The sequence below is a fragment of the Polaromonas sp. C04 genome (assembly GCF_002002705.1).
Lineage (GTDB): Bacteria > Pseudomonadota > Gammaproteobacteria > Burkholderiales > Burkholderiaceae_C > Rhodoferax_A.
In genome coordinates this window covers 45,411-71,517 of sequence record NZ_MUNS01000020.1, presented here as the reverse complement: position 1 = coordinate 71,517, position 26,107 = coordinate 45,411, and the positions used below count along the sequence as shown (strand labels likewise).

Here is a 26,107-nt window from a genome sequence, read left to right as displayed (position 1 = left end):
TGACATGCATAATAATGCATATTATCGTTGCACGCACAATAGTTCATTTATACAGGGAAGTTCAGGGCTTGCAAGCCGGACTTTCTAACTTTCAACGACTGCTTGATCTCCATCATGAACACCTCCTCTCCCCTACTCCCCAACTACCTTGCCGGACGCTGGCAAACCGGCAGCGGCCCCGGTGCGCTGCTGCGCGACCCGGTGCTCGGTACCGAACTGGCCCGCGTCAGCAACGGCGGCCTGGACTTGATCGAAGGTTTTGCCTTTGCGCGCGAGCAGGGCGGCCGCGCGCTGCGCGCCATGACCTACGCCGAGCGGGCCGCGATGCTGGCGGCCACCGCCCAGGTGCTGCAGTCCCACCGCGATGCGTATTACGAAATCGCCACCGCCAACTCGGGCACCACCGCCAAGGACTCGGCCGTGGACATCGACGGCGGCCTCTTTACCCTGGGCTACTACGCCAAACAGGGGGAGGCGCTCGGCGACGTGCGCTTCATGCTCGACGGCCCGGCCGCGCGCATGGCCAAGGACCCGACCTTCCAGTCGCAGCACATCATGGTGCCGACGCATGGCGTGGCGCTGTTCATCAACGCCTTCAATTTCCCGTCCTGGGGTCTGTGGGAAAAGGCCGCGCCGGCGCTGCTGTCGGGCGTGCCGGTCATCATCAAACCCGCCACCGCGACCGCCTGGCTGACCCAGCGCATGGTGCAGGACGTGATCGACGCCGGCGTGCTGCCGGCCGGCGCACTGTCGGTGGTGTGCGGCTCATCGAACGGGCTGATGGATGCGCTGCAGCCGTTCGACGTGCTCTCGTTCACGGGCTCGGCCGAGACCGCCCATGTCATTCGCAGCCACCGCGCCGTCGCCGCCCAGTCGGTGCGCGTCAACATCGAGGCCGACAGCCTGAACTCGGCCCTGCTGGCCCCCGGCACGGCCGCCGACTCGGAAGTCTTCAAACTGCTGGTGAGCGAAGTGGTGCGCGAGATGACGGTCAAGGCCGGCCAGAAGTGCACCGCCATCCGCCGCATCTTCGTGCCCGCCGCGCTGTACGATGCGGCGGCCCAGGCCATCAGCGCCAAGCTCGCCGGCGTGACGGTCGGCAACCCGCGCAATGCCAGCGTGCGCATGGGCTCGCTGGTCAGCCGCGAACAACTGGGCGCGGTGCAGGCCGGCCTGGCGCAATTGCGCACCGAGGCCGAGGTGCTGCACGACGGCGCCAGCCACACGCTGGTCGATGCCGACCCGGCCATCGCCGCCTGCGTCGGCCCGACCTTGCTCGGCACGCGCCACCCTGACGCGGCGCGCGTGTTGCACGAGGTCGAAGTGTTCGGCCCGGTGGCCACGCTGATGCCGTATGCGTCGCTGGACGAGGCGCTGGGCCTGATCCGCCGCGGCCAGGGCTCGCTGGTGACCTCGGTGTATGGCGACGACCCGGCCTTCATCGCCGATGCGGCGCTGGAGCTGGCCTCGTCGCATGGCCGGGTGCACGCCATCTCGCCGGATGTGGCCGCACTGCATTCGGGCCACGGCAATGTGATGCCGATGTCGCTGCATGGCGGGCCGGGCCGGGCCGGTGGCGGCGAAGAACTGGGCGGCCTGCGCGCGCTCAATTTCTACCACCGCCGCAGCGCCGTCCAGGCCAGTATCGCCGCGCTGAAGCGGCTCGGCACCGCATGAACCTGTTCCCCTAAAAATGCATCGGAAACCAGCATGAGCACATCCTCCTCCAGCCCCCAGACCCCGGCCGGCGCACCGGCCGTTGCGCCCCCCGGCGAGCGCTTCAATCTCGCCCAGCACCTGCTGACCTGCAATAGCGGGCGCGCCACGAAACCGGCCTTCGTCGACGACCTGGGCTCGCTCAGTTTCGGCCAACTGGAGGACCGCGTGCGCCGCGTGGCCGCCGGCCTGCGCGCGCTCGGCATCAAGCGCGAGGAGCGCGTGCTGCTGCTGATGCACGACTGCAATGACTGGCCGGTGAGCTTTCTCGGCGCGCTGTACGCCGGCATGGTGCCGGTGGCGGTGAACTCGCTGCTGACGGCCGACGACTACGCCTACATGCTGGAGCACTCACGCGCCCAGGCCGTGCTGGTGTCGGGCGCGCTGCTGCCGGCGCTCGTGTCGGCCATGACCCGGTCCGACCACGAGGTGCACAAGGTGATCGTGTCGCGCCCGGTCGCGCCGCTGCACCCGTCCGAGGTGGAGTTCGAGGCCTTTGTGCAGGCCCCCTCGCCGCTGGCCAGGCCCGCTGCCACCGGGCCGGACGACCCCGGCTTCTGGCTTTATTCGTCCGGCTCCACCGGCCGGCCCAAGGGCACGGTGCATTCACACGCCAACGCCTACTGGACAGCCGAGCTGTACGGCAAGGCCGTGCTGGGCCTCGTCGAGTCCGACGTCTGCTTCTCGGCCGCCAAGCTGTTCTTTGCCTACGGCCTGGGCAACGCGCTGACCTTTCCGCTGAGCGTGGGAGCCACCACGATCCTGATGGCGGAGCGGCCGACGCCCGAGGCCACCTTCAGGCGCTGGCTGGGCCAGGTGGGCGGCGTCAAGCCGACGGTGTTCTACGGCGCCCCCACCGGCTTTGCCGGCATGCTGGCCAGCCCGCAGCTGCCGGCGCGCGGCGACGTCGCGCTGCGCCTGGTGTCGTCTGCCGGCGAGGCGCTGCCGGCCGAAATCGGCGAGCGCTTCCAGCGTCACTTCGGTGTCGACATCGTGGACGGCATCGGCTCCACCGAGATGCTGCACATTTTCCTGTCGAACCGGCCCGGCAAGGTGCGCTATGGCAGCACCGGCTGGCCGGTGCCGGGCTATCAGATCGAGCTGCGCGGCGAAGACGGCCTTCCCGTGCCACTGCATGCAGATGGCTCCTGCGACCCTGGCGACCTGTACATCCAGGGCCCGTCCAGCGCCATGATGTACTGGGGCAACCGCAGCAAGACGCGCGAGACCTTCCAGGGCGGCTGGACCAAGAGCGGCGACAAGTACGTGCGCAATGCCGACGGCAGCTACACCTATTCGGGACGCAGCGACGACATGCTCAAGGTGAGCGGCATCTATGTGTCACCGTTCGAGGTGGAGGCCACGCTGGTGCAGCACCCGGCCGTGCTGGAGGCGGCGGTGATCGGCGTGAACGACGCCGACGGCCTGACCAAGACCAAGGCCTTCGTGGTGCTGAAAGACGGCGTCCAGGCCAACGAGGCCGAGCTGAAGGCGTTCGTGAAGGACCGGCTGGCGCCTTACAAGTACCCGCGCTTCATCGAATTCGTGGCCGAGCTGCCCAAGACCGCCACCGGCAAGATCCAGCGCTTCAAGCTGCGCGAGCAGGAGTCAAAGCGCCCTTGAGGCAGGCGTCCCGACGCGGCATATACTATCAAAACGATAGCTACATGCCAAATACCAGCAAGGGCTACAGCCCTAAAACGCTCAAGTATTCTTGGAAATCTTGATCGACGGGAACTTGGACGCGAAGTCCTTGTTCTTGGCCGCGATCGACACCGCCACCTGGCGCGCCACGGCCTTGTAGATGCCGGCCACCTCGCCCTCGGGATCGGCCACCACGGTGGGCTTGCCGCCATCCACCTGCAGCCGGATCTGCATGTCCAGCGGCAGTGCGCCCAGGTAGGCCATGCCGTAGTCGCCCGCCATCTTCTTGCCGCCGCCTTCGCCAAAGATGTGCTCGACATGGCCGCAGTTGCTGCATACATGCACCGCCATGTTTTCCACGATGCCGAGGATCGGCACGCCGACCTTCTCGAACATCTTGATGCCTTTTTTGGCATCGAGCAGCGCGATGTCCTGCGGCGTGGTGACGATCACGGCGCCCGTCATGGGCACGCGCTGGGACAGCGTGAGCTGGATGTCGCCGGTGCCGGGCGGCAGATCGACGATCAGGTAGTCCAGGTCCTTCCAGTTGGTCTGGCGCAGCAGCTGCTCCAGCGCCTGCGTGGCCATCGGGCCGCGCCAGATCATGGCCTCGTCCTGGTTCACCAGGAAACCGATCGACATGACCTGCACGCCGTAGTTCTCCATCGGCTCCATGGTTTTGCCGTCCTCGCTCTCGGGGCGGCCTTCGATGCCCATCATCATCGGAATGCTGGGGCCGTAGATGTCGGCGTCGAGCAGGCCCACGCTGGCGCCTTCGGCCGCCAGTGCCAGCGCCAGGTTCACAGCCGTGGTGCTCTTGCCCACGCCGCCCTTGCCCGACGCCACCGCGACGATGTTCTTCACGTTGGGCAGCAGTTGCACGCCGCGCTGCACCGCGTGCGCCTCAACCTTGACCGTCATGTTGACCGAGACATTCTGCACTCCGGCCACGCCCCGGGCGGCGGCGATCAAGGCCCGGCGCATGTCCGGAATCTGGCTCTTCGCCGGATAACCCAGTTCCACGTCGAACGACACGTCATCGCCGCTGACCTGCAGATTTTTCAGCGCTTTGGTACTGACGAAATCCTTGCCGGTGTTGGGGTCGAGCACCTCTTGCAGCGCAGTCAAAATCGCCTGTTGTTCTATTGCCATCTGGGAAATCTCCAAATTGAATCTATGAGGGGGATGTCGACGCCCCCAGGGCCGTCATTGCAGGCCGGGCGGGCCTGGGTTTGAGAAGAAGTTTAAGCCAACTGATCAAGCCACCTGGCCGATCAATCGGCGCCCGCAAGCGGGTCAGGGTGGCGCCGGGCCCATTCCTTGGCTTTCGCGATGGCAATACGGATGGCCCGCCCTTCCTCCATGCCCTCGCCCAGCAGCGCATTGGCAATCTCTATCGCCTTGAGGCGCGTGAGCTCCGGCAGGTGCCGCATCGACACCGGATAGCGCTGCATCGTCCAGGGCATGGCACGGCTCTCACACCAGCACGAAGCCATCGCCCGACCGGGCGCTGTCGCCCAGCGCCGCACGAATGGCGTCATCGACATGATCCAGCCAGACAAAGGTCAGCGCCTGGCGCGTGGACTCGGGCACGTCGCGCAAATCCTTCTCGTTGCGGCGCGGCAGCAGCACGGTGCGCACGCCGGCACGCTGGGCGGCCAACACCTTTTCCTTGATGCCGCCCACCGGCAGCACCAGGCCGCGCAGGCTGATCTCGCCGGTCATCGCCATGTCATGGTGCACCGCGTGGTCGGTAAACAGCGAGGCCAGCGCAATGAACATGGCCACCCCGGCGCTCGGCCCGTCCTTCGGAATCGCACCGGCCGGCACATGCACATGAATATCGATGCCTTCGAACCTTTCCGCCGGAATGCGCAGGGTGCTGGCCAGCGATTTCACCAGCGTCAGCGCGGCCTGGGCGCTTTCCTTCATCACATCGCCGAGCTGGCCGGTCAGGATCAGCCGGCCGCTGCCCGCCATGCGGCTCGCCTCGATGAACAGGATGTCGCCGCCCACCGGCGTCCAGGCCAACCCGGTGGCCACGCCCGGCACGCTGCTGCGCAGAGCGGTTTCATGCTCGAACTTCGCCGGCCCGAGAATCGCATCCAGATCGCCCGCATCGACGCGTACCTGCGTTTTCGAGCCATCCGCGATCTGCACGGCAGCGTGGCGCATGACGCGGCCGATCTCGCGCTCGAGCTGGCGCACACCGGCCTCCCGCGTGTAGTCGGCCACCACGGTCCGCAAGGCCTCGGGGGTCAGCTCACACTGGTCGGCCTGCAGGCCGTTGGCCTCGCGCTGGCGCCGCACCAGGTAGCGCTGGGCGATCTGCAGCTTTTCCTCCTGGGTGTAGCCCGGCAGTTCGATCACCTCCATGCGGTCGCGCATCGGCGCGGGCACATGGTCCATCACATTGGCCGTCGCCACGAACACCACGCGGCTCAGGTCAAACGGCACGCCCAGGTAGTTGTCCCGGAACGTCGAGTTCTGCTCCGGGTCCAGCACCTCCAGCAAGGCCGCCGAAGGGTCGCCGTGCGCACTGGGCGACAGTTTGTCGATCTCGTCCAGCATCATCACGCAGTGACGCGCGCCGGCCTTGCGCAGGCTTTGCACGATCATGCCCGGCATGGCGCCGATGTAGGTGCGGCGGTGACCGCGTATTTCGGCTTCGTCATGCACGCCGCCCAGCGACACGCGCACAAACGGCCGCCCCAGCGCCCGCGCAATGCTTTGCCCCAGCGAGGTCTTGCCCACGCCCGGCGGCCCGACAAAGCACAGGATCGGCGCGCGCCCCTGCGGATTGAGTTTCTGCACCGCCAAATACTCCACGATGCGCTGCTTGATGGGCTCGAGCCCATAGTGGTCGGCCTCTAGGATGCGGCGTGCCTCGGCCAGATCGATCGGACTGGCGGCCGGCGCGGCCCACGGCAGCTCGGTCATCCACTCCAGATAGGTGCGCAGCATCGAGTACTCACCGGACGCATCGGGCGTGCGTTGCAGGCGTGCCAGTTCCTTGCGTGCCTGGGCTTCCACCTCGGCCGGCATGCCCGCCTTCGCGATCAGCTCGCCGAGCTGCGCCGCGTCCTCGCTGTTGCCTTCTTCCTCGCCCAGTTCCTTCTGGATGGCCTTGAGTTGCGCGCGCAGGATGTGCTTGCGCTGGGTATCATCGATCTGCTCCTTGGTGCGCGCGCCTATTTCCTGCGACAGCCGTAGCACTTCGATGCGGTGTGTCAGCATCTGCAGCAGCTTTTGCAGCCGCTCTTCCGGGTTGGTCATTTCCAGCAGCATCTGCTTGTCGCTGGTCTCGCTGTCCAGCAGGCTCGCCACGACGTCCGCCAGGTGTGACGGTGACTTCACCGCTTGCAGCGTCTGCGCCAGCTCGGCCGGCGCCCCCGGCAACAGCGAGAGGATCTCGGCCGCCCGCTCGCGCAACTGCAGGCCCAGCGCCTCAGCCTGCGTGGAAACCTCGGCTGGCTCCTGGATGAACTGCACCCGGGCCGCCAGGAACGGATAGCCCTGCACCAGCGCCTCAATGCGAAAACGCCCCAAGCCCTGGCACAGCGCATGGCGCAGCTGCTCGTCCGAATCCACGTACTGCACCACCTTGGCCGTGGTCCCGACATCGAACAAGGCCTCGCGCCCCGGCTCTTCGACCCGCTCATCGCGCTGCAACACGATGCCCAGCATGGCGCCAGTGTTTTTTGCGTGCTGGAGCGCCGCGACCGATTTGGGGCGGCCGACGCTGATGGGCACCAGTGCGTGCGGAAACAGCACGACATTGCGCATCGGCACCAAGGCAATCACGCCTTCGGGAAGTGCGGCCAGCGGGGCGTCTTTGTTTTCGATGTCCATGAGTGTTCACCAAGTGATGCAAGCGTCCCGGAGCCCTGACCATTGCACCCTGCGAGCCGCCAACTCGTTTCAGTATAAATTTGCAGCCCGTTTGCCGATACGGGCCCGTCAAGGCCTTGTTGATATGGGTCAAGCGTGGGCAAAACCGGCGCTGCCGGCGCCTGAAGGCACGGGATCGGCACCTGGCGGAAAGCGGCCCGCTGCGCGCCTTAAAATCGCGGGCTAGCCTCGCCAAAGCCACACAATGTCCCAGCGCCGATTGTTCGTCACCACCGCCCTGCCGTATGCCAACGGCAATTTCCACATTGGCCACATCATGGAGTACATCCAGGCCGACATCTGGGTGCGTTTCCAGCGAATGCAGGGCGCCGAGGTGAATTTTGTGGGGGCCGACGACGCCCACGGCGCGCCCATCATGATTGCGGCCGAGAAGGCCGGCAAGACACCGCAGCAGTTCGTGGCCGACATCGCCGCGGGCCGCAAACCCTACCTGGACGGCTTTCACATTGCCTTCGACAACTGGCATTCGACCGACGGGCCGGAAAACCACGCGCTGGCGCAGCAGATTTATCTTGACCTCAAAAAGGCCGGACTGATCAGCACAAAAATCGTCGAGCAGTTCTTCGACCCGGAGAAGAACATGTTCCTGCCGGACCGCTTCATCAAGGGCGAGTGCCCGAATTGCCACGCCAAGGACCAGTACGGCGACAACTGCGAGGTGTGCGGCGCGGTGTATGCGCCGACCGACCTGATCAACCCCTATTCGGCGCTGTCGGGTGCCAAGCCGGTGCTGAAAAGCTCCGAGCACTTCTTCTTCCAGCTGTCCGACCCGCGCTGCGTGGCCTTTCTGGAGCAGTGGACGCAGGACGGCAAGCTGCAGCCCGAGGTGGCGAACAAGGTCAAGGAATGGTTCAGCGTGCGCACCAATCCCGACGGCAGCACCAGCGAAGGCCTGGGCGACTGGGACATCTCTAGAGACGCACCCTACTTCGGCATAGCGATTCCCGATGCGCCGGGCAAGTATTTCTACGTCTGGCTGGACGCGCCGATCGGCTACCTGGCCTCGCTGAAGAATCTGCTGGACAAGCGCGGCCAGAGCTATGACGACTACATGGCCGACCCGCTGCTTGAGCAGTACCACTTTATCGGCAAGGACATCGTCACCTTCCACACCCTGTTCTGGCCGGCCATGCTGCATTTCAGCGGGCGCAAGACACCCGACAACATCTTTGTGCACGGCTTTCTGACCGTGAACAACGGCGAGAAAATGAGCAAGAGCCGCGGCACCGGGCTGGACCCGCTGAAATACCTGAGCCTCTCCATGAACCCCGAATGGCTGCGCTACTACCTCGCGGCCAAGCTGAACGGGCGCAACGAGGATATCGATTTCAATGCCGACGACTTCATGGCGCGCGTGAACAGCGACCTGGTCGGCAAGTACATCAACATCGCCAGCCGCGCGGCCGGCTTCATCGCCAAACGCTTTGGCGGCAGGCTCGGCGCCATCGCGCCGGATGGAGAAGGCCTGCTCGACCTTCTTCGCCAGCAGAGCGAGGCCATCGCCAGCCTGTTCGAGAACCGCGACTACGCCCGGGCGCTGCGCGAGACCATGCTGCTGGCCGATCGCGTGAATGAATACGTGGACACGAACAAGCCCTGGGAACTGGCCCGGCAGGAGGGCATGGACGCGCGCCTGCAAGACGTGTGCACTACCTGCATCGAGGCCTTTCGCCTGCTCACGATTTACCTCAAGCCGGTGCTGCCCGCGCTGGCTACGAGCGTGGAGGCCTTCCTGCACGTCGCGCCGCTGTCGTTTGCCGACGCGAGCCAGTCCCTGGGCGCCGGCCATGTAATTGGCGATTACAAGCATCTGATGCAGCGCGTCGACATCAAACAGCTTGAGGCACTGTTTGAAGTGCCAGCCCTTGCGGAACCTGCGCAGCCAGCTACTGAATCAATAGCACCCGGCGGCGAGAGCATCGCACCCACCATAGCCATCGATGACTTCGCAAAGATTGACCTGCGCATCGCCAAAATCGTCCACTGCGAAGCGGTGCCGGGTTCGACCAAGCTGCTGCGATTGACGCTCGATGTCGGCGAAGGAAAGACCCGCAACGTCTTCAGCGGCATCGCCAGCGCCTACCAGCCCGAAGACCTGATCGGCCAGTTCACCGTCATGGTGGCGAATCTGGCGCCGCGCAAGATGAAGTTCGGCGTCAGCGAAGGCATGGTGCTGGCCGCCAGCCATGCCGACGAGAAAGCCCAGCCCGGCATTTACGTGCTGCACCCCTGGCCGGGCGCCGAGCCCGGCATGCGCGTGCGCTAGCGCTTGCCGGCCCTGGACTGCCGTTGCCGCACGACGCTGAGAATGCCGCGCAGGATTTCGATGGGCGGCGGCGGGCAACCGGGCACCGCCCCATCGACCGGAATCACGTTCGCCACCCTGCCACGGCTGGCATAGCTCTCGCCAAAGATACCGCCGGTGCAGCCACAGTCGCCGACCGCGATCACCAGCTTCGGGGCCGGCGTGGCGTCATAGGTACGCCGCAGCGCCTCTTCCATGTGGCGCGATACCGGCCCGGTCACCAGCAGCATGTCGGCATGGCGCGGGCTGGCAACGAGCTTGATGCCCAGCCCCTCGATGTTGTAGTAGGGGTTGTGGAGTGCGTTGATCTCCAGCTCACAGCCGTTGCAGGACCCGGCATCGACCACCCGGATGGTCAGCGCCTGGCCGAGGATGTCGAGGATGTCCCGGTGCATGCGCTCGATGATGACGTGATCGCTGTCGTCAACGCCGGGCGCCGGTTCGGTGACGATGCCGGTGCGGACAATTTGTTTGAGGATGTGCCGCATCAGAGATCGTGTCCGGAATAACTCAGGTTGAAGGATTTATTGATGAGCGGAAAGTCTGCGACGATATTGCCCATGATGGCATGCTCAAGCGCTGGCCAGTTCTGCCACGATGGGTCATGGCAGTGGCAACGCACGATGCGCTCGTCGGCCCCGACCTCCAGGGCCACCAGGACTTCGCCGCGCCAGCCTTCCACCCAGCCCATGCCGAATGCGGGAACGCCAGTAGCCGAGAGTTCGGCGCGCGTGGCGCCCTGCGGCAATCCTGTGCAGATGCTTCGAATCAGGCGCAGCGATTCCAGCGTTTCATCAAAACGCACGGCGACGCGGGCAGCGACATCGCCCTGATGCTGCGCCGCCATGGCCACCTTGAGACCATCGTAGGGGGCCCAGGCATGGTCGCAGCGCAGGTCAAACGCCTGCGCACTGGCGCGGCCAGCCAGGCCAATCAAACCCAGCTGTGCCGCGCGTTGCGGCGTGACGGTCCCGGCAGCAAGAAAACGATCTTGCAGGCCGGCATGTTCGTCATATGCAATCCGCAAGGTTTTCACTTCACGCTCGATCGCATCGCATTGTTGCGCGATTCGAATCAGCTGCGGCGGCGCCGGATCGGTGGCCGTGCCACCCGGCACCACCGCGTCCATCATGAAGCGATGTCCGAAGACCTCTCGGGACAGCCGATGCCAGTCTTCGCGCAGGCGCGAGAACTGGGACAGACCGAAACCCAGTGCCGCATCGTTGGCGATCCCGCCCAGGTCGCCAAGGTGGTTCGCCACGCGCTCGCGCTCCAGCATCAGCGCACGCAGCCAGGTCGCCCGCGCCGGGATCTCGCAGCGCCACGCGGATTCGAGCGCCATGCAGTAGGCCCAGGCGTAAGCCACCGTCGAGTCACCCGACACGCGACCGGCGAGCCGAAAAGCATCCTGCGGCGCCAGATCGGTGAAACGCCGTTCGATCCCCTTGTGCGCATAGCCCAGGTGCGCTTCCAGCCGGAGCACCTTCTCGCCGACCACCGAAAAGCGCCAGTGACCGGGCTCGATGATGCCGGCATGCACCGGCCCAACGGCAATCTCGTGCACCCCATCGCCTTCGACGCGCACAAAGGGATAGTCGGCGGGCAGCGCGCCTGCATCGATGGTCAGTGGCCGGGCCTCGTGTGGCGTTGACAACGGTGCAGGCGGCCACAGGCCATGGTCCAGCCAGGGGCGGGTGTCATGGCTACCCTCGGCATGCAGGCCCAGCAAGTCAGCCATGGCGCGCTGCATCCGCCCCGCACACGGGAACGCGGCCGCCAGATCCGGAAAACTCCGTGCCGCATCGTCCAGCGGCAATTCAACCCAGACCAGCCCCTCAGCCGTGGCATAGGCTGCACAGGCCACCATGGCCTGCCCGGCCGTGCGGCGGTCAACACCCCAGACCGAGACCAGCCGCCCGCCCGCGTCGGCGATGCTGCGCGCCACGTCGCTCCAGGCGGCGTGATCTACCACCCCGTGCCAGATCGGCAACGGTGCCTGCAGGCGCCGCAGATCGAGTTGCAGGTCCGACAATGCCATACGGCTAGTTTCCCAGCATGGCCGCCGCCTGGCGATACCACGCGTTCAGATAGGGCGGGATGTACAGGCCCAGCATCAGTCCAAGCCCCAGGTGCACGAACACCGGAACCAGCGCCGGCGGATGCGCCAGGGGTTTGACGTTGGTGTCGCCGAACACCATCGGCTGGACGCGACTGAAAATCGATGCGAACGCGACACCGAGCGCGATCAGCAGGAACGGTGTTGCCCAGGGCTGCTCGCGCATCGTGGTCGTGACAATCAGGAACTCGCTGGCGAAGACACCGAATGGCGGCATGCCCAGGATGGCCAGCGAGCCGAGCATCAAGCCCCAGCCGACCGTCGGGCTGACCTTGAGCAGGCCGCGGATGTTTTCCATGATCTGCGTGCCCGCCTTCTGCGCCGCATGTCCGACGGCAAAAAAGATGGCGGACTTGATCAGCGAATGTACCGTCATGTGCAGCAATCCGGCGAAGTTGGCAATCGGTCCGCCCAGGCCGAAGGCAAAGGTCATCAACCCCATGTGCTCAATGGACGAATAGGCGAACATGCGCTTGACGTCCTTCTGCCGGACCAGGAAGAACACCGCCGCCACCACCGACAGCAGGCCGAAGCCCATCATCAACCGGCCGGTCAGATGATTGTCGTGTAGCGCGCCATCGGTCAGAACCTTGCAGCGCAGGATCGCATAGAGCGCGACATTGAGCAACAGGCCGGACAGCACGGCGGACACCGGCGTCGGCCCCTCGGCGTGCGCGTCGGGCAACCAGTTGTGCAGCGGCACCAGACCGACTTTGGTGCCGTAACCGATGAACAGGAAGGCAAAAGCCAGGGTGATGATATTCGGGTTGAGTTGGCCCTTCACCGCGTCGAGGCTGGTCCACAACAGCGCTCCTCCTTCGGGGCCGATGACCTTTTCGGCCGCCATGTAAAGCAGCACCGTGCCAAATAGCGCCTGGGCAATACCCACGCCGCACAGGATGAAGTATTTCCACGCGGCCTCCAGGCTGGCCGCTGTACGGTACACGCTGACCAGCAACACCGTGGTCAGCGTGGCGGCCTCCATCGCGACCCAGATGATGCCCATGTTGTTGGTCGTCAGTGCCAGCAGCATCGTGAAGCTGAACATCTGGTACATGCTGTGGTACAGGCGCATGCGCGGCGGCGTCATCTTGCCGTGGTCGCGCTCCACCTGCATATAGGGCCGCGAGAATATCGAGGTGGTCAAGCCGACGAACGCCGTCAGCGCCACCAGGAAAACGTTCAGGGGGTCAATGTAGAACTCCTGGTTCCACACCAGCATCGAGCCCCCTTTGATGATCTGTGCCGTCAGTACGCAGGCTGCGACGAAGGTGCCCAGACTGAAGGCAACATTGACGTCGCGTGCGTTGTCGCGATGGCCGACCAGGGCCAGCACCAGGCCACCGGCGAGCGGAGTGCCGAGCAGGAAGGCCAGCGCGTTCAACTCGAAGTTCAACTCAATCTTCCTTCAGTTTTTCAAGATGCCGGATATCCAGGCTGTCGAACTGCTCGCGAATCTGGAACATGAACACCCCCAGGATGACTACGCCGATCAGCACGTCCAGCGCGATGCCAAGTTCGACCACCATGGGCATGCCGTAGGTGGCGGAGGTGGCCGCAAAGAACAGGCCGTTCTCCATCGCCAGGAAGCCGATGACCTGCGGCACCGCTTTGGCCCGCGTGATCATCATCAGAAACGACAGCAGCACGCAAGCCAGCGCAATGCCCAGCGTGCCGCTGGCCAGCGCCGACGACAGCTGCGAAATTGGCAGCGCGAGGTTGAAGGCAAAAATCACCACCCCGATGCCAATCAGCAGGGTCGTCGGGATGTTGATCAGCGTCTCGACGTCCCAACGGATGTCGAGACGGTCAATGATCCGGTGCAGCAGGTAGGGGATCAACAGCACCTTGAGCAACAAGGTCAGGCCGGCCGACAGATACAGGTGGGGCTGATGCGTTGCATAGCCGACCACGGCGGTGACCAGCGCCAGCGTGGCGCCCTGCATCGTGAACAGATTGATCAGCGACAGGATGCGGCGCTGCGAGATCATCGCGAACGCGAGCATCAAGAGCACGGCGCCGAGCAGGTTGACAAACTGGGTCAGCAGGACGCTCATCTCAATGGCTCAGGAGTAGTTCCACCAGCATGCCGATCACCGCCAGCAGGAAGGCGGTGCCGAGGAATTCCGGCACGCGGAAAATACGCATCTTCGCGCTCAGTGTCTCCAGCAAAGCCAGCAGGAAGCCGCCGATGGCGAGCTTGAGCACCAGCGCGGGCAGTGCCAGCAGCATGGACACAGGCGCCTGGGCGCCAGCGATACCCCAGGGGAAGAACAATGCCAGGCCAATGCACGAGTAGGCGAACAGCTTCAGGCTGGCGGCCCACTCGAGCAGCGCCAGATGGCGACCCGAGTACTCCAGGATCAGCGCCTCATGGATCATCGTCAACTCGAGATGGGTGGCCGGGTTGTCGACCGGCACGCGAGCGTTCTCCGCCAGCGACACCATCGTAAAGGCGACGCCCGCGAAGGCCAGCCCGGGATAGATGGTGAGCTCGCGGTGAACCAGCGTCTCGACAATGGTGGTGAGGGAGGTTGACTGGGAGATCAGCGAGGCCGAAAACAGCACCATCAACAGTGCCGGTTCTGCCAGGAAGCCAATCAGCATCTCGCGGCGCGCACCCATGCTGCCGAAGACGGTGCCGATGTCCATGGCAGCCAGCGAGATAAACACGCGTGCCAGGGCGAACAGCCCGACCAGCGCAATTGCGTCAGCTGCCGGCGCCAAAGGCAGGTCAGTGGACAACGTGGGGATGATGGCGCAAGCCAGGACCATACAGCCGAACATCACGTAAGGCGCGGCGCGAAACAACCGCGACGCGTGGTCGGCCACCATGGATTCCTTGTTGAACAATTTGTGCAGCATCCGGTACGGTTGCCACAACGCGGGCGCCGACTTGTTCTGCAGCCAGGCGTGACACTGGTTGACCCAGCCGGTCAGCAGCGGCGCCAGCGCAACCGCTATCACGATCTCGATCAATTGCGACAGGAATCCGGTGAAGCTCACGCCGGCCTCATTGCATTACCAACAGTAACGTGGCAACCAGGGTCACGAAGCTGTATAGCAGGTAGACGGAGATGCGGCCTTGCTGCATCGTGGCGAACAGGCGTGCGAGGTAGTTGGTCAGATCAACAATCGGCACGTAGAGCCAGTACCAGAAATGGTCCTCGATCGTGACGCGGTAGCGCGGCTGCTCGTCGAGGGCGGTCGGCAGCTCACGCCGCATCCGGAAGAAGGGATCGAAGATCTGGCGGATCGGCTGGCCGAAGCCCTCGGCCGTGTCCTGCATGCGCGCAGTCGCCCACGGGAAACCGCAGGCCCAGGGCAGGCCGCGGCGCAGTCGCCCGTGATAGAACATGCGCACGAGCAGGAAAGCGAGCGCAAAGCTCGCCAGGATGCCGAGCAGAAAAATCACCGGACCGTAGCTTGCCTGCGCCAGACTGTTCGGCGCCAGCAGCCAGCCGCTGGCTGCCGCCTTGGCACCGAGACCCGACGCGACGAGCTGCTGCGTCACCGGGTCGATTAGTTGAATGAACTGTACTGGCAGGAGGCCAAGGGCCACGCAGCCGAGCACCAGCCAGACCATGCCTGCGCGCTCCCAGCTGTCGGCATCACGGGCGTGAGCGAGTTTGTCCTCGCGCGGCTGGCCGAGGAAGATCACGCCGAAGAACTTGACCATCGTATAGCCAGCCAGTGCCGCCACCAGGGCGATCAGCGCGGCCACCACCGGGATGAGCATCGTCAGCAGCGGCACCGGCAGCCCGGGCGTGAACAGGAAGCTCTGCAACAGCAGCCACTCCGACACGAAACCGCCGAGCGGCGGCAGGCCGGCACTGGCCAGTACGCCGAGCAGCATGAGCCAGCCGACCCAGGGCATGGTTCTGATCAGGCCCCCGAGCTTGCCAAGATTTCTCTCCGAGGTTGCGTGCAGCACGCTGCCGGTGCCGAGGAAGAGCAGGCTCTTGAAGCAGGCGTGGCTGGCGACATGATAGAGCGTGGCCGTCAGGGCCAGCGCGGCCATCGGTTTCATGCCGTAGCCCGAGAAAATAAGCGTCAGGCCCATGCCGACGAACACCAGCCCCATGTTCTCGATCGACGAATAGGCCAGCAGTCGCTTCATGTCGGTCTGCACGGCGGCAAACACCACACCGACCATTGCGGTGGCCAGGCCAATGGCCAGCAGCAGCCCGCCCCACCACCACAAATGCAGGTGCAGCAGATCCAGCGACACGCGCAACAGGCCATAGATGGCGGTGTTCAGCATGACACCGCTCATCATTGCCGAGACGGGAGACGGCGCGGCCGGGTGCGCCTCGGGCAACCAGACGTGCAGTGGCACGATGCCGGCCTTGGCACCGAAGCCGAACACCGCCAGCAGGAAACCGACCGATGCCCAGAACGGCGTCAGCGCCTGGGCCCGCATGTTGCCGAACGTGTAGTCGCCGGTGTTGGCCTGCAGCACACCGAAGCACAGCAAGACCCCGAGCGCCCCGATATGCGCCATCACGACATACAGGTAGCCGGCGCTGCGCACCTCCGCGATGCGGTGGTTTGCCGTCACCAGGAAGAACGACGATAGCGCCATGGTCTCCCACATCACCATGAACGAGTAGGCGTCGTCGGCCAGCACAACCCCCGCCATGCTGGCCAGGAAGACGTGATACTCCAGACACAGCAGGCCCGGCGGCGTGCCCTCGCCCTTGCGGAAGTAGCCCGACGCAAAGGCAGAAATGCCGGCCCCCGCGCCACCGATCACCATCAGGAAGTAGGCGGAAAGGTTGTCCAGCCGCAGATGGAATGGCAAGCCGGGCAGACCGATGGGGAGAACAGCAACCTCGGGTGTGCCAGGCAGCGCGCTCAGTGCAAGCCCAAAGAGCGCCAACCCGAGCAGCCCGCCGACCGGAAAGAGCAGCTGGGCCACCAGGGCGAATCGACGCAGCGCGAACACCCCGGCGACGCCTACAAGCAGCCACGCCAGCATCACCACGAGCATCCAGTCGAGGCGCAGCCATTGCGTCAAAGGGGCCCAACTGCTCACAGCTCAGCTACCTTTGAGCCCCGTACGCCGTTTGCCGGGAACCGGGGCACCGTGCCTCGAAGGCGGCTTCGTCCCGGGCGGAGCGACATCGGCGGCGGGTGGAGACTCGCTCGCGATCAGCCCACTGCCCACGTACTGGACCCCGTGCTGGGCCAAGTAGTCGCGAATAAGCTGCCGCACCACCTGCGACGGCGTCAGATCCTGCTGAGCGCAAAGACGCTCGAACGCCACCTTCTTGTTCGGATCAATGAGCAGCGTGAGCCGTGCAGTCTTGAGTTCCATGGGACCTCATTATGACAATACAATTACCATATGCAGCGCATTGTAAGTGTATCTCATGCGATTCACGCGCACCAAATGCCGCATGCGGACACGCGCGATTGGGTTCTTGCGCTGAATGCCCCTTGGTTGGCTCAGGGCGAACGGTATGCCCCGCCCCGGTAAAATCACACAAAGAGGTCCAGTCCATGTCCATTTTTCGTCGTCCCGATTACCAATCCGAAATCACCCAGTTCATTGAGCAACTGAAGACCGCAAAACCCAACCTGGAAGCGCGCCAGCTGGCCGGGCGTGCGCTCCTGTGGGACAAAAACGTGGACCGCAGCGCCTGGGCCGAGTACCGCCAGGCCCAGGTGCCGCAAAAACCCTACGTCTACCTGACCGACAACGGATGAGCAACAAATCAGCCTGTAGCCCATACGGGGCCTACGCTGATAGCTACTCATCTGATAGCACTCAATGACCTCTTCCCTTGATGCCGCCGCGCTTGAGCCGGCTGTCGCCGCCCAGTTGGCCGCCATGCCGCAGGTGATCGACCAGGTTGCGCTGGCCCGGCTCTATGGCGAGCCGCTGTTTGCGATGCCGCAGGATTTGTACATCCCGCCGGACGCGCTGGAAGTGTTTCTGGAGGCGTTCGAGGGCCCGCTGGACCTGCTGCTGTACCTGATCCGCAAGCAGAATTTCAACATTCTCGACATCCCGATGGCGGGCCTGACGCGCCAGTATCTGACCTATGTGGACGAGATCCGCGGCCGCAACCTGGAGCTGGCGGCCGAGTACCTGCTGATGGCGGCGATGCTGATCGAGATCAAGTCGCGCATGCTGCTGCCCCCAAAAAAGGCGGCGGAAGGCCAGGAGCCCGAAGACCCGCGCGCCGAGCTGGTGCGCCGCCTGCTCGAGTACGAGCAGATGAAGCTGGCGGCGGCCGCGCTGAATGCCATGCCGCAGTTCGGCCGCGACTTCCTCAAGGCCGAGGTCTACATCGAGCAGTCGCTGCAGCCGCGTTTTCCGGACGTCAACGTGGTGGATTTGCAGGATGCCTGGCGCGACATCATGAAGCGCGCCAAGCTGGTACAGCACCACAAGATCAGCCGCGAGGAGCTGTCGGTACGCGAGCACATGAGCATCGTGCTGCGCCAGCTGCAGGGCCGCAAGTTCATGGAGTTCGAAAACCTGTTCGACCCCGCCAAGGGCGCGCCCGTGCTGGTGGTGACCTTCGTCGCGCTGCTCGAGCTGGCCAAGGAAATGCTGATCGAGGTCACGCAGGCCGAGGCGTTCGCGCCGATTTACGTGCGCCTGGCCTACTCGCCGACCTGAAACACCGTGCCTGCCACGTCTTGCCCGCCATGAGCGCCACTTCCCATTCCTTTGACGTGCTGATCGTCGGCAGCGGCCTGGCGGGTCTCAGCGCCGCGCTGCACCTGGCGCCCACGCAGCGCGTGGCCGTGCTCACCAAGCGGCAGTTGGGCGACGGCTCCAGCGGCTGGGCCCAGGGCGGCATCGCCGCCGTGCTGGCCGAGGGCGACAGCTTCGACGCGCATGTGGACGATACGCTGGTGGCGGGCGCTGGCCTGTCAGATCCGGCCGCCACCCGTTTTGTGGTGGAGCACGCGCCGCAAAGCATCGCCTGGCTGCGCGAACTGGGCGTGCCGTTCTCCGAGGAAGACGGCCACCTGCACCTGACGCGCGAAGGCGGCCACAGCGCGCGGCGCATCGTGCACGTGACCGACGCCACGGGCGCCGCCGTGCAGCAGGCGCTGATCGGGCACGTGCGCCGTACACCGAACATCACGCTGTTCGAGAACCACACGCTGGTCGACCTGATCAGCAGCGACCGGCTCGGCCTGCCCGGCAAGCGCTGCGTGGGCCTGTACGCGCTCGACGAGGCCACCGACGAGGTGCTGACCTTCAGCGCACCGCAAACGATTCTGGCGACCGGCGGCGCGGGCAAGGTCTACCTCTACACAACCAACCCCGACACGGCCACCGGCGACGGCATTGCCGCGGCCTGGCGCGCCGGCTGCCGGGTGCAGAACATGGAGTTCATCCAGTTCCACCCGACCTGCCTGTACCACCCGCACGCCAAGTCCTTCCTGATCAGCGAGGCCGTGCGCGGCGAAGGCGGACGCCTGCTGCTGCCGGACTCGAAGGGGGGCACGCGCTTCATGCCGCAGCACGACGCGCGCGCCGAACTGGCACCGCGCGACGTGGTGGCGCGCGCGATCGACTTCGAGATGAAAAAGCACGGCCTCGATTGCGTGCTGCTGGACATCTCGCACCAGCCGCTGGAGTTCATCCTGGCGCACTTCCCGAACATTTACGCACGCTGCCTGGAACTCGGCATCGACATCTCGAAACAGCCGATTCCGGTGGTGCCGGCCGCCCACTACACCTGTGGCGGCGTGCGCACCGACCTGGCGGGCCGCACCGACCTGCCCGGCCTGTACGCCGTCGGTGAGGTCGCCTGCACCGGGCTGCACGGCGCGAACCGGCTGGCCAGCAATTCGCTGGTCGAATGCATGGTGTTTGCACGCGCCACGGCGCAGGCCATTGCCCAGGCGCCCGGCCCCGCAGTGCCGCCACTCCCCAACTGGGACGACAGCCGCGTGACCGACGCGGACGAGACCGTGGTGATCTCGCACAACTGGGACGAGCTGCGCCGCTTCATGTGGGACTACGTGGGCATAGTGCGCACCAACAAGCGGCTGGAACGCGCGGCGCACCGCATCGCGCTGCTGCAGAGCGAAATCCAGGAGTTCTACGGGCTTTTTCACGTCACGCGCGACCTGCTGGAGCTGCGCAACCTGGTGCAGGTGGCCGAACTCATCGTGCGCTCGGCGCAGGCCCGGCATGAGAGCCGCGGCCTGCACTTCAGCCGCGACTATCCCACGCTGGCGACATCTGCATTGCCCACCATTCTGGTGCCGTTGCCGTAGGTAGTCCGGATTTCCCGGCCCGCGCCAACGCCATCTTCTACGGCGACACGCTGCCAACCCCCAGCGCCGCCGCACGGCGCTGCAGAAACCGTCGCACGGCCGGATCGCGCTCCAGGCCGATCGCGCGCTGGTAGGCGGCAAGCGCCGGCGCAGGCGCGCCGCTGCGCGCCAGCAGTTCGGCGCGCGCGGCCCAGTAGGGCTGATAGTCGGCCAGACGCGCATCGCCGGCCAGCGCATCCAGCGCCCTCAGGCCCGCATCGGCCCCTTGTGTTTCCGCCAGCGCCACCGCCCGGTTCAGCGCGGCCACGGGCGAGCCCGTCAACGCATGCAGCGCTTCGTAGAGTTGCACGATGGCAGCCCAGTGCGCAGCGCCGGTGCGTCGCCGCGCACAATAGGCCGATTGCACGGCAGCCTCCAGCTGATAGCGGCCGGGTGCCTCCAGGCGGCTGGCTCGCCGCAGCAACTCCTCGGCCTCGTCGATCATGGCGCCGTCCCAGCGCGCGCTGTCCTGCAGGGCCAGCGGCACGTATTCGCCCTGCGCATCGCGCCGCGCCGCACGGCGCGCATGCGCGTGCAGCATCAGCGCGAGCAGGCCCAGCGCTTCGGGCTGTTCGGGCAGCAGCGCCGCGACCAGCCGGCCCAGCCAGATAGCCTCCCCGGCCAGGTTGCGGCGGCGCGGATCGGCGCCCTCGGCGTCGGACCAGCCTTCGGCATAGGCGGCATAGATCGCCTCCAGCACCGCATCCAGCCGCTCGGGCAGGTGCGCACGTTCCGGCACCTGGAAACCGATGCCGGCCTGCCGGATCTTGGCCTTGGCACGCACCAGGCGCTGGCCCATGGTGGCAGGCGCAACCAGAAAGGCCGAAGCCATCGTGGCCGCGTCGAAGCCCAGCACCGTCTGCAGCATCAGCGGGGCGCGGGCCGCCGGCTCGATACCGGGATGCGCGCAGGCGAACAGCAGCTCCAGCCGCCGGTCCGGCAGGCTCCCCTCCGCCACATTGGCCGTCTCGGGCTCGGCCAGTTCAGCCAGCCACCCGAAGTAGCCGGCGGCGGCCTCGTCGTGCCGGCGCAGCCGGGCCGCATCGACCATCCTGCGCCGCGCCACGGTCAGCAGCCAGGCCTCGGGATTGCCCGGCACCCCGCGCGCCGGCCAGTCGGCCAGCGCCGCGGCAAACGCCTCCGAGAGCGCGTCCTCGGCGCCGGCCACGTCGCGCGTGCGCGCGGCCAGGAAGGCGACGAGCTTGCCGTAGCTGCGCCGCGCCGCGTCCTCGGCCGCGCGGGAAGCTTCGAGACTGCCCTGCGGCACCGCGCGCTCAGCTCTCGCCCATGGCCCAGATCGGGCGCACCTCGACCGTGCCGTGGCTGGCGCCGGGGCAGCGCGCGGCCCAGGACAGGGCGGTGTCGAGGTCGGGCACGTCGATCAGGTAGTAGCCGCCGAGTTGCTCGCGCGTCTCGATGAACGGCCCATTGAGCACTTCGGTCTTGCCACCGCGCACGCGCACGGTGGTGGTGGCGTCGGCGCTGCGCAGGCGGTTGCCGCCGCGCGCCACGCCGGCTGTCTGCAAGGCCTGGGTGTAGGCGCCGTAGGCCGCCAGGGCCGTCGAGCGTTCGGCCTCGCGCAGGGCTTGCAGCCCGGCAGGATCGGCATGGATAAGCAACAGATATTCCATGGAAAACTCCTTCTGGTCAGAACGGCGCACCATGCGCCGCCTTGACAATGTCGCTCGGCGAGCGCCGATTTCGACATACCCCGGGAGAGAATCTACGCCGCTCCGATGGTTGGCACCAGCGCGCCCGCATCGTGCCCGCCCTTGAGCGCCGCGGTAAAGGCCAGCATGCGGTCGATCGGCAGGCGCGCACGCAGGCCCAGCGCCGGATCGACATGCACCTCGTTGCTGCCGCGCTCCAGCACCTCGGCCAGGCCGGCCAGCCCGTTCATCGCCATCCACGGGCAGTGCGCGCAACTCTTGCAGGTGGCGCTGTTGCCCGCGGTGGGCGCTTCAATAAAGATCTTGCCGGGGTTGAGCGTGCGCAGCTTGTGCATCATGCCGTTGTCGGTGGCCACGATGAATTCCGTGGCCTCCATCTCGCGCGCGGCCTTGAGAATGGCCGAGGTCGAACCCACGGCGTCGGCCAGCGCGATCACGTCGGCCGGCGATTCGGGGTGCACCAGCACCCTGGCCTGCGGGTGCTCGCGCTTGAGGGCTTGCAGCTCGAAGGCCTTGAACTCGTCGTGCACGATACACGCGCCGTTCCAAAACACCATGTCGGCACCGGTCTCGCGCCGGATGTAGTCGCCCAGGTGTTTGTCGGGCGCCCACAGGATCCTGTGGCCCGCGTCCTTGAGCGCGCGCACGATGTCGAGCGCGCAGCTCGACGTGACGAGCCAGTCGGCGCGCGCCTTCACGGCGGCACTGGTGTTGGCGTACACCACCACGGTGCGCTCCGGATGCTGGTCGCAAAAGGCGCTGAAGGCATCGATGGGGCAGCCCAGATCGAGCGAACAGGTCGCATCCAGGTCGGGCATCAACACACGCTTTTCAGGGGAGAGAATCTTGGCCGTCTCGCCCATGAAGCGCACGCCCGACACCACCAGCGTCTGCGCCGCGTGGTCGCGCCCGAAGCGCGCCATCTCCAGCGAATCGCTGACGATGCCGCCGGTTTCCTCGGCCAGGTCCTGCAGGTCGGGATGCACGTAGTAGTGCGACACCATCACGGCATTGCGCTCGCGCAGCAGGCGCCGGATCTTGTCCTTCAGCGCGGCGCGCTGCGCCGGCGCGGGCTCGGCGGGCACGCGAGCCCAGGCGTGCCGCGTATCGCACGCAGGCTGTTCGTATTCGACGTCGATGATCGGGGCCACGGCACGCATCACAGCTCCTGCAGGCGCATGGAAAAATCGGTGGCCTTCACGTCCTTGGTCAGGGCCCCAACCGAGATGCGGTCAACCCCCGTTTCGGCCAGCGCACGCAAGCCGTCCAGCGTGACGCCGCCGGAAATTTCGAGGACCGCGCGCCCCGCGTTGATGCGCACCGCCTCGCGCAGGGTGGGTAAATCCATATTGTCGAGCAGCACCATTTGCGCCCCGGCCTCCAGGGCTTCCTCGAGTTGCGCCAGCGTCTCGACCTCGATCTCGACGAAGCCGGCCTGCGCCGCCACGCGCGCCGCCGCCTGCAGCACCGGCCGGATGCCGCCGGCCGCCGCGATGTGATTTTCCTTGATCAGCACCGCGTCGTACAGGCCGATGCGGTGATTCGTGCCGCCGCCGGTACGCACCGCATATTTTTGCGCCAGGCGCAGGCCCGGCAGGGTCTTGCGCGTATCCACGATGCTGGCCCGCGTGCCGCGCACGGCGTCCACGTACAGGGCCGTTTTGCTGGCCACGGCGCTGAGCAATTGCAGAAAGTTGAGGGCGGTGCGCTCCGCACTGAGCAGCGCGCGCGCCGGACCTTCGACCTCCAGCACCACCTGCCCGGCGCCGCAGCGCTGGCCCTCCGCCACGTGCCAGTGGATGCGCAATTGCGGCTCCACCTGGCGCAGCGTGGCCTCGACCCAGGGGGCGCCGCAGATGACGGCGACCTCGCGCGCGATCACGCGGGCCCGGGCGCGGCGGCCGGCATCCACCAGGCCAGCGGTCAGGTCGCCACCGCCCAGGTCTTCCGCCAATGCACGCGCGGCGTCGGCGCGGGCCAGATCGGCCACGCGCTCGGGGGAGAAATCAAAAATGGGGGTCATGGTTGAAAACGTAACGGTGTCAAAAGGGGGGCGCCCCTACAACTGCTCGTGCGTGGGTTCGCGCCCCATCAGGGCCGCGACGGCGGCGTCCGGCTTGAGCTGGCCGTCCAGCAGGGCCACCACGCCTTGCGATATCGGCATGTCTACGCCGAGCAGCGCGGCACGCTGTACCACGGTGCGCGCGCAGTACACGCCTTCGGCCACGTGGCCGAGCGAATCCACGGCTTGCTTGAGCGTGCGGCCCTGTGCCAGCAGCAGGCCGACGCGGCGGTTGCGGCTCAAATCACCCGTGGCGGTGAGCACCAGGTCGCCCAGACCGGACAGGCCCATGAAAGTGTCGGGCCGGGCACCGAGGGCCACACCCAGGCGCGTCATTTCCGCCAGGCCGCGCGTGATGAGCGCGGCGCGCGCGTTCAGCCCCAGGCCCAGGCCGTCGCACAGGCCGGTAGCGATCGCGAGCACGTTCTTCACCGCGCCGCCGACCTCCACGCCGGTGACGTCTTCGTTCACATACACGCGCAGGGCAGCGCTGTGGAACGCCTTGACCAGCGCGTCGCGCACGCTCGCATGTTCGCTGGCGGCCACCAGCGCGGTCGGCTGGCCGCGCGCCACCTCCATGGCAAAGCTCGGGCCGCTGAGCGCCCCCGCGATCAGATCAGGAGCAACCTGCGCCCGTACTTCATGGGCCAGCAGCCCAAATGACTGCGCACGCGCGGCCTCGAAGCCCTTGCACAGCCAGGCCACGGGCGTCGCACAGGTTTTGAGCCGGGAGAGCAGCTCGCGCAGGCCCGACATGGGCGTGGCGATGATGACCAGGTCCTGCCCCGCCACGGCGGCAGCCACCGTCCCCGCACACACGTCCAGCGAATCCGGCAGCGCGATACCCGGCAGGTAGCGCGCATTGACGCGCTGCGCCTGCAGGCTCGCCGCCTGCGCCGCATCGCGTGCCCAGAGCGTGACCCGGTGCCGCGCCGGCGCGTTGCTGGCGGCGCCGATGGCCAGCGCCGTGCCCCACGATCCAGCGCCGAGAACTACGATTTTCATAGCGTTCGGTGCAGAGTGGGTAAGGGCTACAGGCCTAAAAGGCTTAAGAAATTACTGCGTCACAACACTGGGCGCCTGCTCGGCACCGTTGGTCTGGGCTTGCTGCTGTTGCTCGTACATGGCCTGGAAGTTGATTTCCGACAGGTGCACCGGCGGGAAACCGGCGCGCTGGATCAGATCGGCCACGTTGCCGCGCAGGTACGGGTAGACGATTTGCGGGCAGGCAATGCCCAGGATCGGGCCGGTCTGCTCGGCGGGCAGGTTGCGCAGCTCGAAGATGCCGGCCTGCCGGGCCTCGACCAGAAACACGGTTTTTTCCTTGATCTTGGTCTGCACGGTGGCCGTCACGGTCACTTCGAACAGGCCATCGCCCACCGGAGAGGCGTCCACACCGAGCTGGATGTCCACGGTGGGCTGTTCCTGCTCGAGCAGGATGGCCGGCGAATTGGGCTGCTCCAGCGAGGCTTCCTTGAGGTACACGCGCTGAATCTGGAAAACGGGATCTTGGTCGGCCATGGGTTTCTTTCAAGTCAAAAACAGGACCCGCCGGAGATGTTTTTCCCGGCGGGCGGTGAAGTGTCAGGGGTTGCCGGCGCAATTATCTCAGGTGATCGCGCGAGCTCAGGCGGCATTGAGCAGCGGCATCAGGCCGCCCTGGCCATCGAGCGCCATCAGGTCGTCGCAGCCGCCCACGTGGGTTTGCCCGATGAAGATTTGCGGCACGGTGCGCCGCCCGGTGATGTCCATCATGACCCGGCGCTGCTCGGGGTCCTGATCGACGCGGATCTCCTCGATCTGCGCCACGCCCCTGGATTTGAGGATCTGTTTGGCGCGAATGCAGTAGGGGCAAACGGCCGTGGTGTACATCTTGACGGATTGCATGGTGCGGGGTTTCAGGCCTTCAGGTATTTTGAATCGGCAGATTAGCGTCTTTCCAGGCTTTGAGGCCGCCGCCCAGCGCTTGAGCCTGCTCGTAACCCAGTTTCTTGACCGCCGCGAGCGCGCGGTTGGAGCGCGCGCCGGTGGCGCACACCAGGATCACGGGCAGCGTCTTGTTTTTCACGGTCTCGGTGAGTTTTTTCTCGAGCTGGTCAAACGGTACGTTTTTGGCGCCGCCAATGTGGCCGGCCGCGAACTCTTCGGGCTCGCTGACATCGACCACCACGGCACGCTCGCGGTTGATCAGCTGCACCGCGCCGGCGGGGTCCAGGCTGCCGCCCGAGGCGCCCTTGATCACGGGCCACACCAGCATGCCGCCCGAGGCCAGCGCCACGCACAGCAGCATCCAGTTGTCGATAATAAATTTCACTTGAGTCCTTGTTGGTTGGCGGGTATTTAACCCGTCATTTTAGAATGGAGGGCTTTGCAGCCGAATATCCGCAGGA

The 26,107-nt window shown here is 65.9% G+C and carries 23 protein-coding genes and 1 pseudogene; 6 read left to right on the top strand and 18 right to left on the bottom strand.

Features of this window, described 5'->3' with window-relative positions; all coding sequences use genetic code 11:
* Nucleotides 1-114 precede the first annotated feature (114 nt).
* Both B0E49_RS01625 and B0E49_RS01620 read left to right on the top strand, forming a co-directional pair.
* Nucleotides 115-1,677: a 3,4-dehydroadipyl-CoA semialdehyde dehydrogenase gene (locus tag B0E49_RS01625; protein ID WP_077560587.1), complete on the top strand. Its 1,563-nt coding sequence runs from the start codon at nt 115-117 to the stop codon at nt 1,675-1,677.
* Nucleotides 1,678-1,710: 33 nt separating this feature from the next.
* A complete protein-coding gene (locus B0E49_RS01620; RefSeq protein ID WP_077560227.1) occupies nt 1,711-3,339 on the top strand; it encodes a benzoate-CoA ligase family protein in 1,629 nt (542 codons plus the stop codon).
* A gap of 81 nt (nt 3,340-3,420) precedes the next feature.
* Here the strand turns inward: B0E49_RS01620 and apbC are convergent, their stop codons facing one another.
* From apbC to lon, 3 genes are all read right to left on the bottom strand, one after another.
* Nucleotides 3,421-4,512, bottom strand: coding sequence for an iron-sulfur cluster carrier protein ApbC (gene apbC, locus B0E49_RS01615; protein ID WP_077560226.1), 1,092 nt, complete (start codon nt 4,510-4,512; stop codon nt 3,421-3,423).
* Between the two features lie 122 nt (nt 4,513-4,634).
* On the bottom strand, nt 4,635-4,826 hold the full coding sequence (locus tag B0E49_RS01610) for a DUF2188 domain-containing protein (protein WP_077560225.1): 192 nt from the start codon (nt 4,824-4,826) through the stop codon (nt 4,635-4,637).
* Between the two features lie 10 nt (nt 4,827-4,836).
* A complete protein-coding gene (gene lon / locus B0E49_RS01605; RefSeq protein ID WP_077560224.1) occupies nt 4,837-7,212 on the bottom strand; it encodes an endopeptidase La in 2,376 nt (791 codons plus the stop codon).
* A gap of 244 nt (nt 7,213-7,456) precedes the next feature.
* On the opposite strand from lon, the gene metG reads away from it, so the two are divergent.
* Nucleotides 7,457-9,538, top strand: a complete 2,082-nt coding sequence (metG, locus tag B0E49_RS01600; RefSeq protein WP_077560223.1) for a methionine--tRNA ligase — start codon at nt 7,457-7,459, stop codon at nt 9,536-9,538.
* Here metG and B0E49_RS01595 read toward each other — a convergent pair.
* The 7 genes and pseudogenes from B0E49_RS01595 to B0E49_RS20980 form a co-directional block, all read right to left on the bottom strand.
* A complete protein-coding gene (locus B0E49_RS01595) occupies nt 9,535-10,065 on the bottom strand; it encodes an NADH-quinone oxidoreductase subunit B family protein (protein WP_077560222.1) in 531 nt (176 codons plus the stop codon). The genes metG and B0E49_RS01595 overlap by 4 nt on opposite strands.
* Nucleotides 10,065-11,615, bottom strand: coding sequence for a hydrogenase large subunit (locus tag B0E49_RS01590; protein ID WP_077560221.1), 1,551 nt, complete (start codon nt 11,613-11,615; stop codon nt 10,065-10,067). Before B0E49_RS01590 ends, B0E49_RS01595 begins: the two co-directional genes overlap by 1 nt.
* Before the next feature lie 4 nt (nt 11,616-11,619).
* Nucleotides 11,620-13,077: a hydrogenase 4 subunit F gene (locus tag B0E49_RS01585; protein ID WP_077560586.1), complete on the bottom strand. Its 1,458-nt coding sequence runs from the start codon at nt 13,075-13,077 to the stop codon at nt 11,620-11,622.
* A 13-nt stretch (nt 13,078-13,090) separates the two neighbouring features.
* Nucleotides 13,091-13,750, bottom strand: a complete 660-nt coding sequence (locus B0E49_RS01580; RefSeq protein ID WP_077560220.1) for a formate hydrogenlyase — start codon at nt 13,748-13,750, stop codon at nt 13,091-13,093.
* Nucleotide 13,751: 1 nt separating this feature from the next.
* Nucleotides 13,752-14,699, bottom strand: a complete 948-nt coding sequence (locus B0E49_RS01575) for a respiratory chain complex I subunit 1 family protein (protein WP_077560219.1) — start codon at nt 14,697-14,699, stop codon at nt 13,752-13,754.
* A gap of 7 nt (nt 14,700-14,706) precedes the next feature.
* On the bottom strand, nt 14,707-16,731 hold the full coding sequence (gene hyfB, locus B0E49_RS01570; protein ID WP_077560218.1) for a hydrogenase 4 subunit B: 2,025 nt from the start codon (nt 16,729-16,731) through the stop codon (nt 14,707-14,709).
* 102 nt (nt 16,732-16,833) lie between these two features.
* Nucleotides 16,834-17,013 (bottom strand): annotated as a pseudogene (locus tag B0E49_RS20980) (ribbon-helix-helix protein); the annotation flags it as partial.
* A gap of 185 nt (nt 17,014-17,198) precedes the next feature.
* Here B0E49_RS20980 and B0E49_RS01560 point away from each other — a divergent pair.
* The 3 genes from B0E49_RS01560 to nadB all read left to right on the top strand — a co-directional run bounded on the left by B0E49_RS01560 (nt 17,199) and on the right by nadB (nt 19,946).
* On the top strand, nt 17,199-17,405 hold the full coding sequence (locus B0E49_RS01560) for a DUF3460 family protein (RefSeq protein ID WP_077560216.1): 207 nt from the start codon (nt 17,199-17,201) through the stop codon (nt 17,403-17,405).
* A gap of 64 nt (nt 17,406-17,469) precedes the next feature.
* Nucleotides 17,470-18,327, top strand: a complete 858-nt coding sequence (locus B0E49_RS01555) for a segregation and condensation protein A (protein ID WP_077560215.1) — start codon at nt 17,470-17,472, stop codon at nt 18,325-18,327.
* A gap of 29 nt (nt 18,328-18,356) precedes the next feature.
* On the top strand, nt 18,357-19,946 hold the full coding sequence (nadB, locus tag B0E49_RS01550; RefSeq protein WP_077560214.1) for an L-aspartate oxidase: 1,590 nt from the start codon (nt 18,357-18,359) through the stop codon (nt 19,944-19,946).
* A gap of 37 nt (nt 19,947-19,983) precedes the next feature.
* Here nadB and B0E49_RS01545 read toward each other — a convergent pair whose 3' ends face one another.
* The 8 genes from B0E49_RS01545 to B0E49_RS01510 all read right to left on the bottom strand — a co-directional run bounded on the left by B0E49_RS01545 (nt 19,984) and on the right by B0E49_RS01510 (nt 26,031).
* The gene (locus tag B0E49_RS01545; RefSeq protein WP_077560213.1) at nt 19,984-21,252 is read right to left on the bottom strand and encodes an RNA polymerase sigma factor; all 1,269 of its coding nucleotides are present in this window, start codon (nt 21,250-21,252) and stop codon (nt 19,984-19,986) included.
* Between the two features lie 7 nt (nt 21,253-21,259).
* Nucleotides 21,260-21,616, bottom strand: a complete 357-nt coding sequence (locus B0E49_RS01540) for a YciI family protein (protein WP_077560585.1) — start codon at nt 21,614-21,616, stop codon at nt 21,260-21,262.
* 92 nt (nt 21,617-21,708) lie between these two features.
* Nucleotides 21,709-22,815: a quinolinate synthase NadA gene (nadA, locus tag B0E49_RS01535; protein ID WP_077560212.1), complete on the bottom strand. Its 1,107-nt coding sequence runs from the start codon at nt 22,813-22,815 to the stop codon at nt 21,709-21,711.
* Nucleotides 22,815-23,678: a carboxylating nicotinate-nucleotide diphosphorylase gene (nadC, locus tag B0E49_RS01530; RefSeq protein ID WP_077560211.1), complete on the bottom strand. Its 864-nt coding sequence runs from the start codon at nt 23,676-23,678 to the stop codon at nt 22,815-22,817. Before nadC ends, nadA begins: the two co-directional genes overlap by 1 nt.
* 36 nt (nt 23,679-23,714) lie before the next feature.
* A complete protein-coding gene (locus B0E49_RS01525; protein WP_077560210.1) occupies nt 23,715-24,722 on the bottom strand; it encodes an NAD(P)H-dependent glycerol-3-phosphate dehydrogenase in 1,008 nt (335 codons plus the stop codon).
* Between the two features lie 51 nt (nt 24,723-24,773).
* Nucleotides 24,774-25,238, bottom strand: coding sequence for a protein-export chaperone SecB (gene secB, locus B0E49_RS01520; RefSeq protein ID WP_077560209.1), 465 nt, complete (start codon nt 25,236-25,238; stop codon nt 24,774-24,776).
* 105 nt (nt 25,239-25,343) lie between these two features.
* Complete coding sequence (gene grxC, locus B0E49_RS01515; protein WP_077560208.1) at nt 25,344-25,604, bottom strand: glutaredoxin 3; 261 nt, start codon at nt 25,602-25,604, stop codon at nt 25,344-25,346.
* Nucleotides 25,605-25,623: 19 nt separating this feature from the next.
* The gene (locus tag B0E49_RS01510; protein WP_077560207.1) at nt 25,624-26,031 is read right to left on the bottom strand and encodes a rhodanese-like domain-containing protein; all 408 of its coding nucleotides are present in this window, start codon (nt 26,029-26,031) and stop codon (nt 25,624-25,626) included.
* Between the last annotated feature and the right edge of the window lie 76 nt (nt 26,032-26,107).

Bases quoted from the DNA above. Each gene is read 5' to 3' on its own strand.
- B0E49_RS01525 (WP_077560210.1), bottom strand. From the start codon at position 24,722: ATGAAAATCGTAGTTCTCGGCGCTGGATCGTGGGGCACGGCGCTGGCC.
- B0E49_RS01595 (WP_077560222.1), bottom strand. From the start codon at position 10,065: ATGCGGCACATCCTCAAACAAATTGTCCGCACCGGCATCGTCACCGAA.
- lon (WP_077560224.1), bottom strand. From the start codon at position 7,212: ATGGACATCGAAAACAAAGACGCCCCGCTGGCCGCACTTCCCGAAGGC.
- B0E49_RS01580 (WP_077560220.1), bottom strand. From the start codon at position 13,750: ATGAGCGTCCTGCTGACCCAGTTTGTCAACCTGCTCGGCGCCGTGCTC.
- B0E49_RS01625 (WP_077560587.1), top strand. From the start codon at position 115: ATGAACACCTCCTCTCCCCTACTCCCCAACTACCTTGCCGGACGCTGG.
- B0E49_RS01620 (WP_077560227.1), top strand. From the start codon at position 1,711: ATGAGCACATCCTCCTCCAGCCCCCAGACCCCGGCCGGCGCACCGGCC.
- secB (WP_077560209.1), bottom strand. From the start codon at position 25,238: ATGGCCGACCAAGATCCCGTTTTCCAGATTCAGCGCGTGTACCTCAAG.
- metG (WP_077560223.1), top strand. From the start codon at position 7,457: ATGTCCCAGCGCCGATTGTTCGTCACCACCGCCCTGCCGTATGCCAAC.
- B0E49_RS01590 (WP_077560221.1), bottom strand. From the start codon at position 11,615: ATGGCATTGTCGGACCTGCAACTCGATCTGCGGCGCCTGCAGGCACCG.
- nadB (WP_077560214.1), top strand. From the start codon at position 18,357: ATGAGCGCCACTTCCCATTCCTTTGACGTGCTGATCGTCGGCAGCGGC.
- grxC (WP_077560208.1), bottom strand. From the start codon at position 25,604: ATGCAATCCGTCAAGATGTACACCACGGCCGTTTGCCCCTACTGCATT.
- B0E49_RS01555 (WP_077560215.1), top strand. From the start codon at position 17,470: ATGACCTCTTCCCTTGATGCCGCCGCGCTTGAGCCGGCTGTCGCCGCC.
- B0E49_RS01560 (WP_077560216.1), top strand. From the start codon at position 17,199: ATGTCCATTTTTCGTCGTCCCGATTACCAATCCGAAATCACCCAGTTC.
- apbC (WP_077560226.1), bottom strand. From the start codon at position 4,512: ATGGCAATAGAACAACAGGCGATTTTGACTGCGCTGCAAGAGGTGCTC.
- nadC (WP_077560211.1), bottom strand. From the start codon at position 23,678: ATGACCCCCATTTTTGATTTCTCCCCCGAGCGCGTGGCCGATCTGGCC.
- B0E49_RS01540 (WP_077560585.1), bottom strand. From the start codon at position 21,616: ATGGAATATCTGTTGCTTATCCATGCCGATCCTGCCGGGCTGCAAGCC.
- nadA (WP_077560212.1), bottom strand. From the start codon at position 22,815: ATGCGTGCCGTGGCCCCGATCATCGACGTCGAATACGAACAGCCTGCG.
- B0E49_RS01610 (WP_077560225.1), bottom strand. From the start codon at position 4,826: ATGCCCTGGACGATGCAGCGCTATCCGGTGTCGATGCGGCACCTGCCG.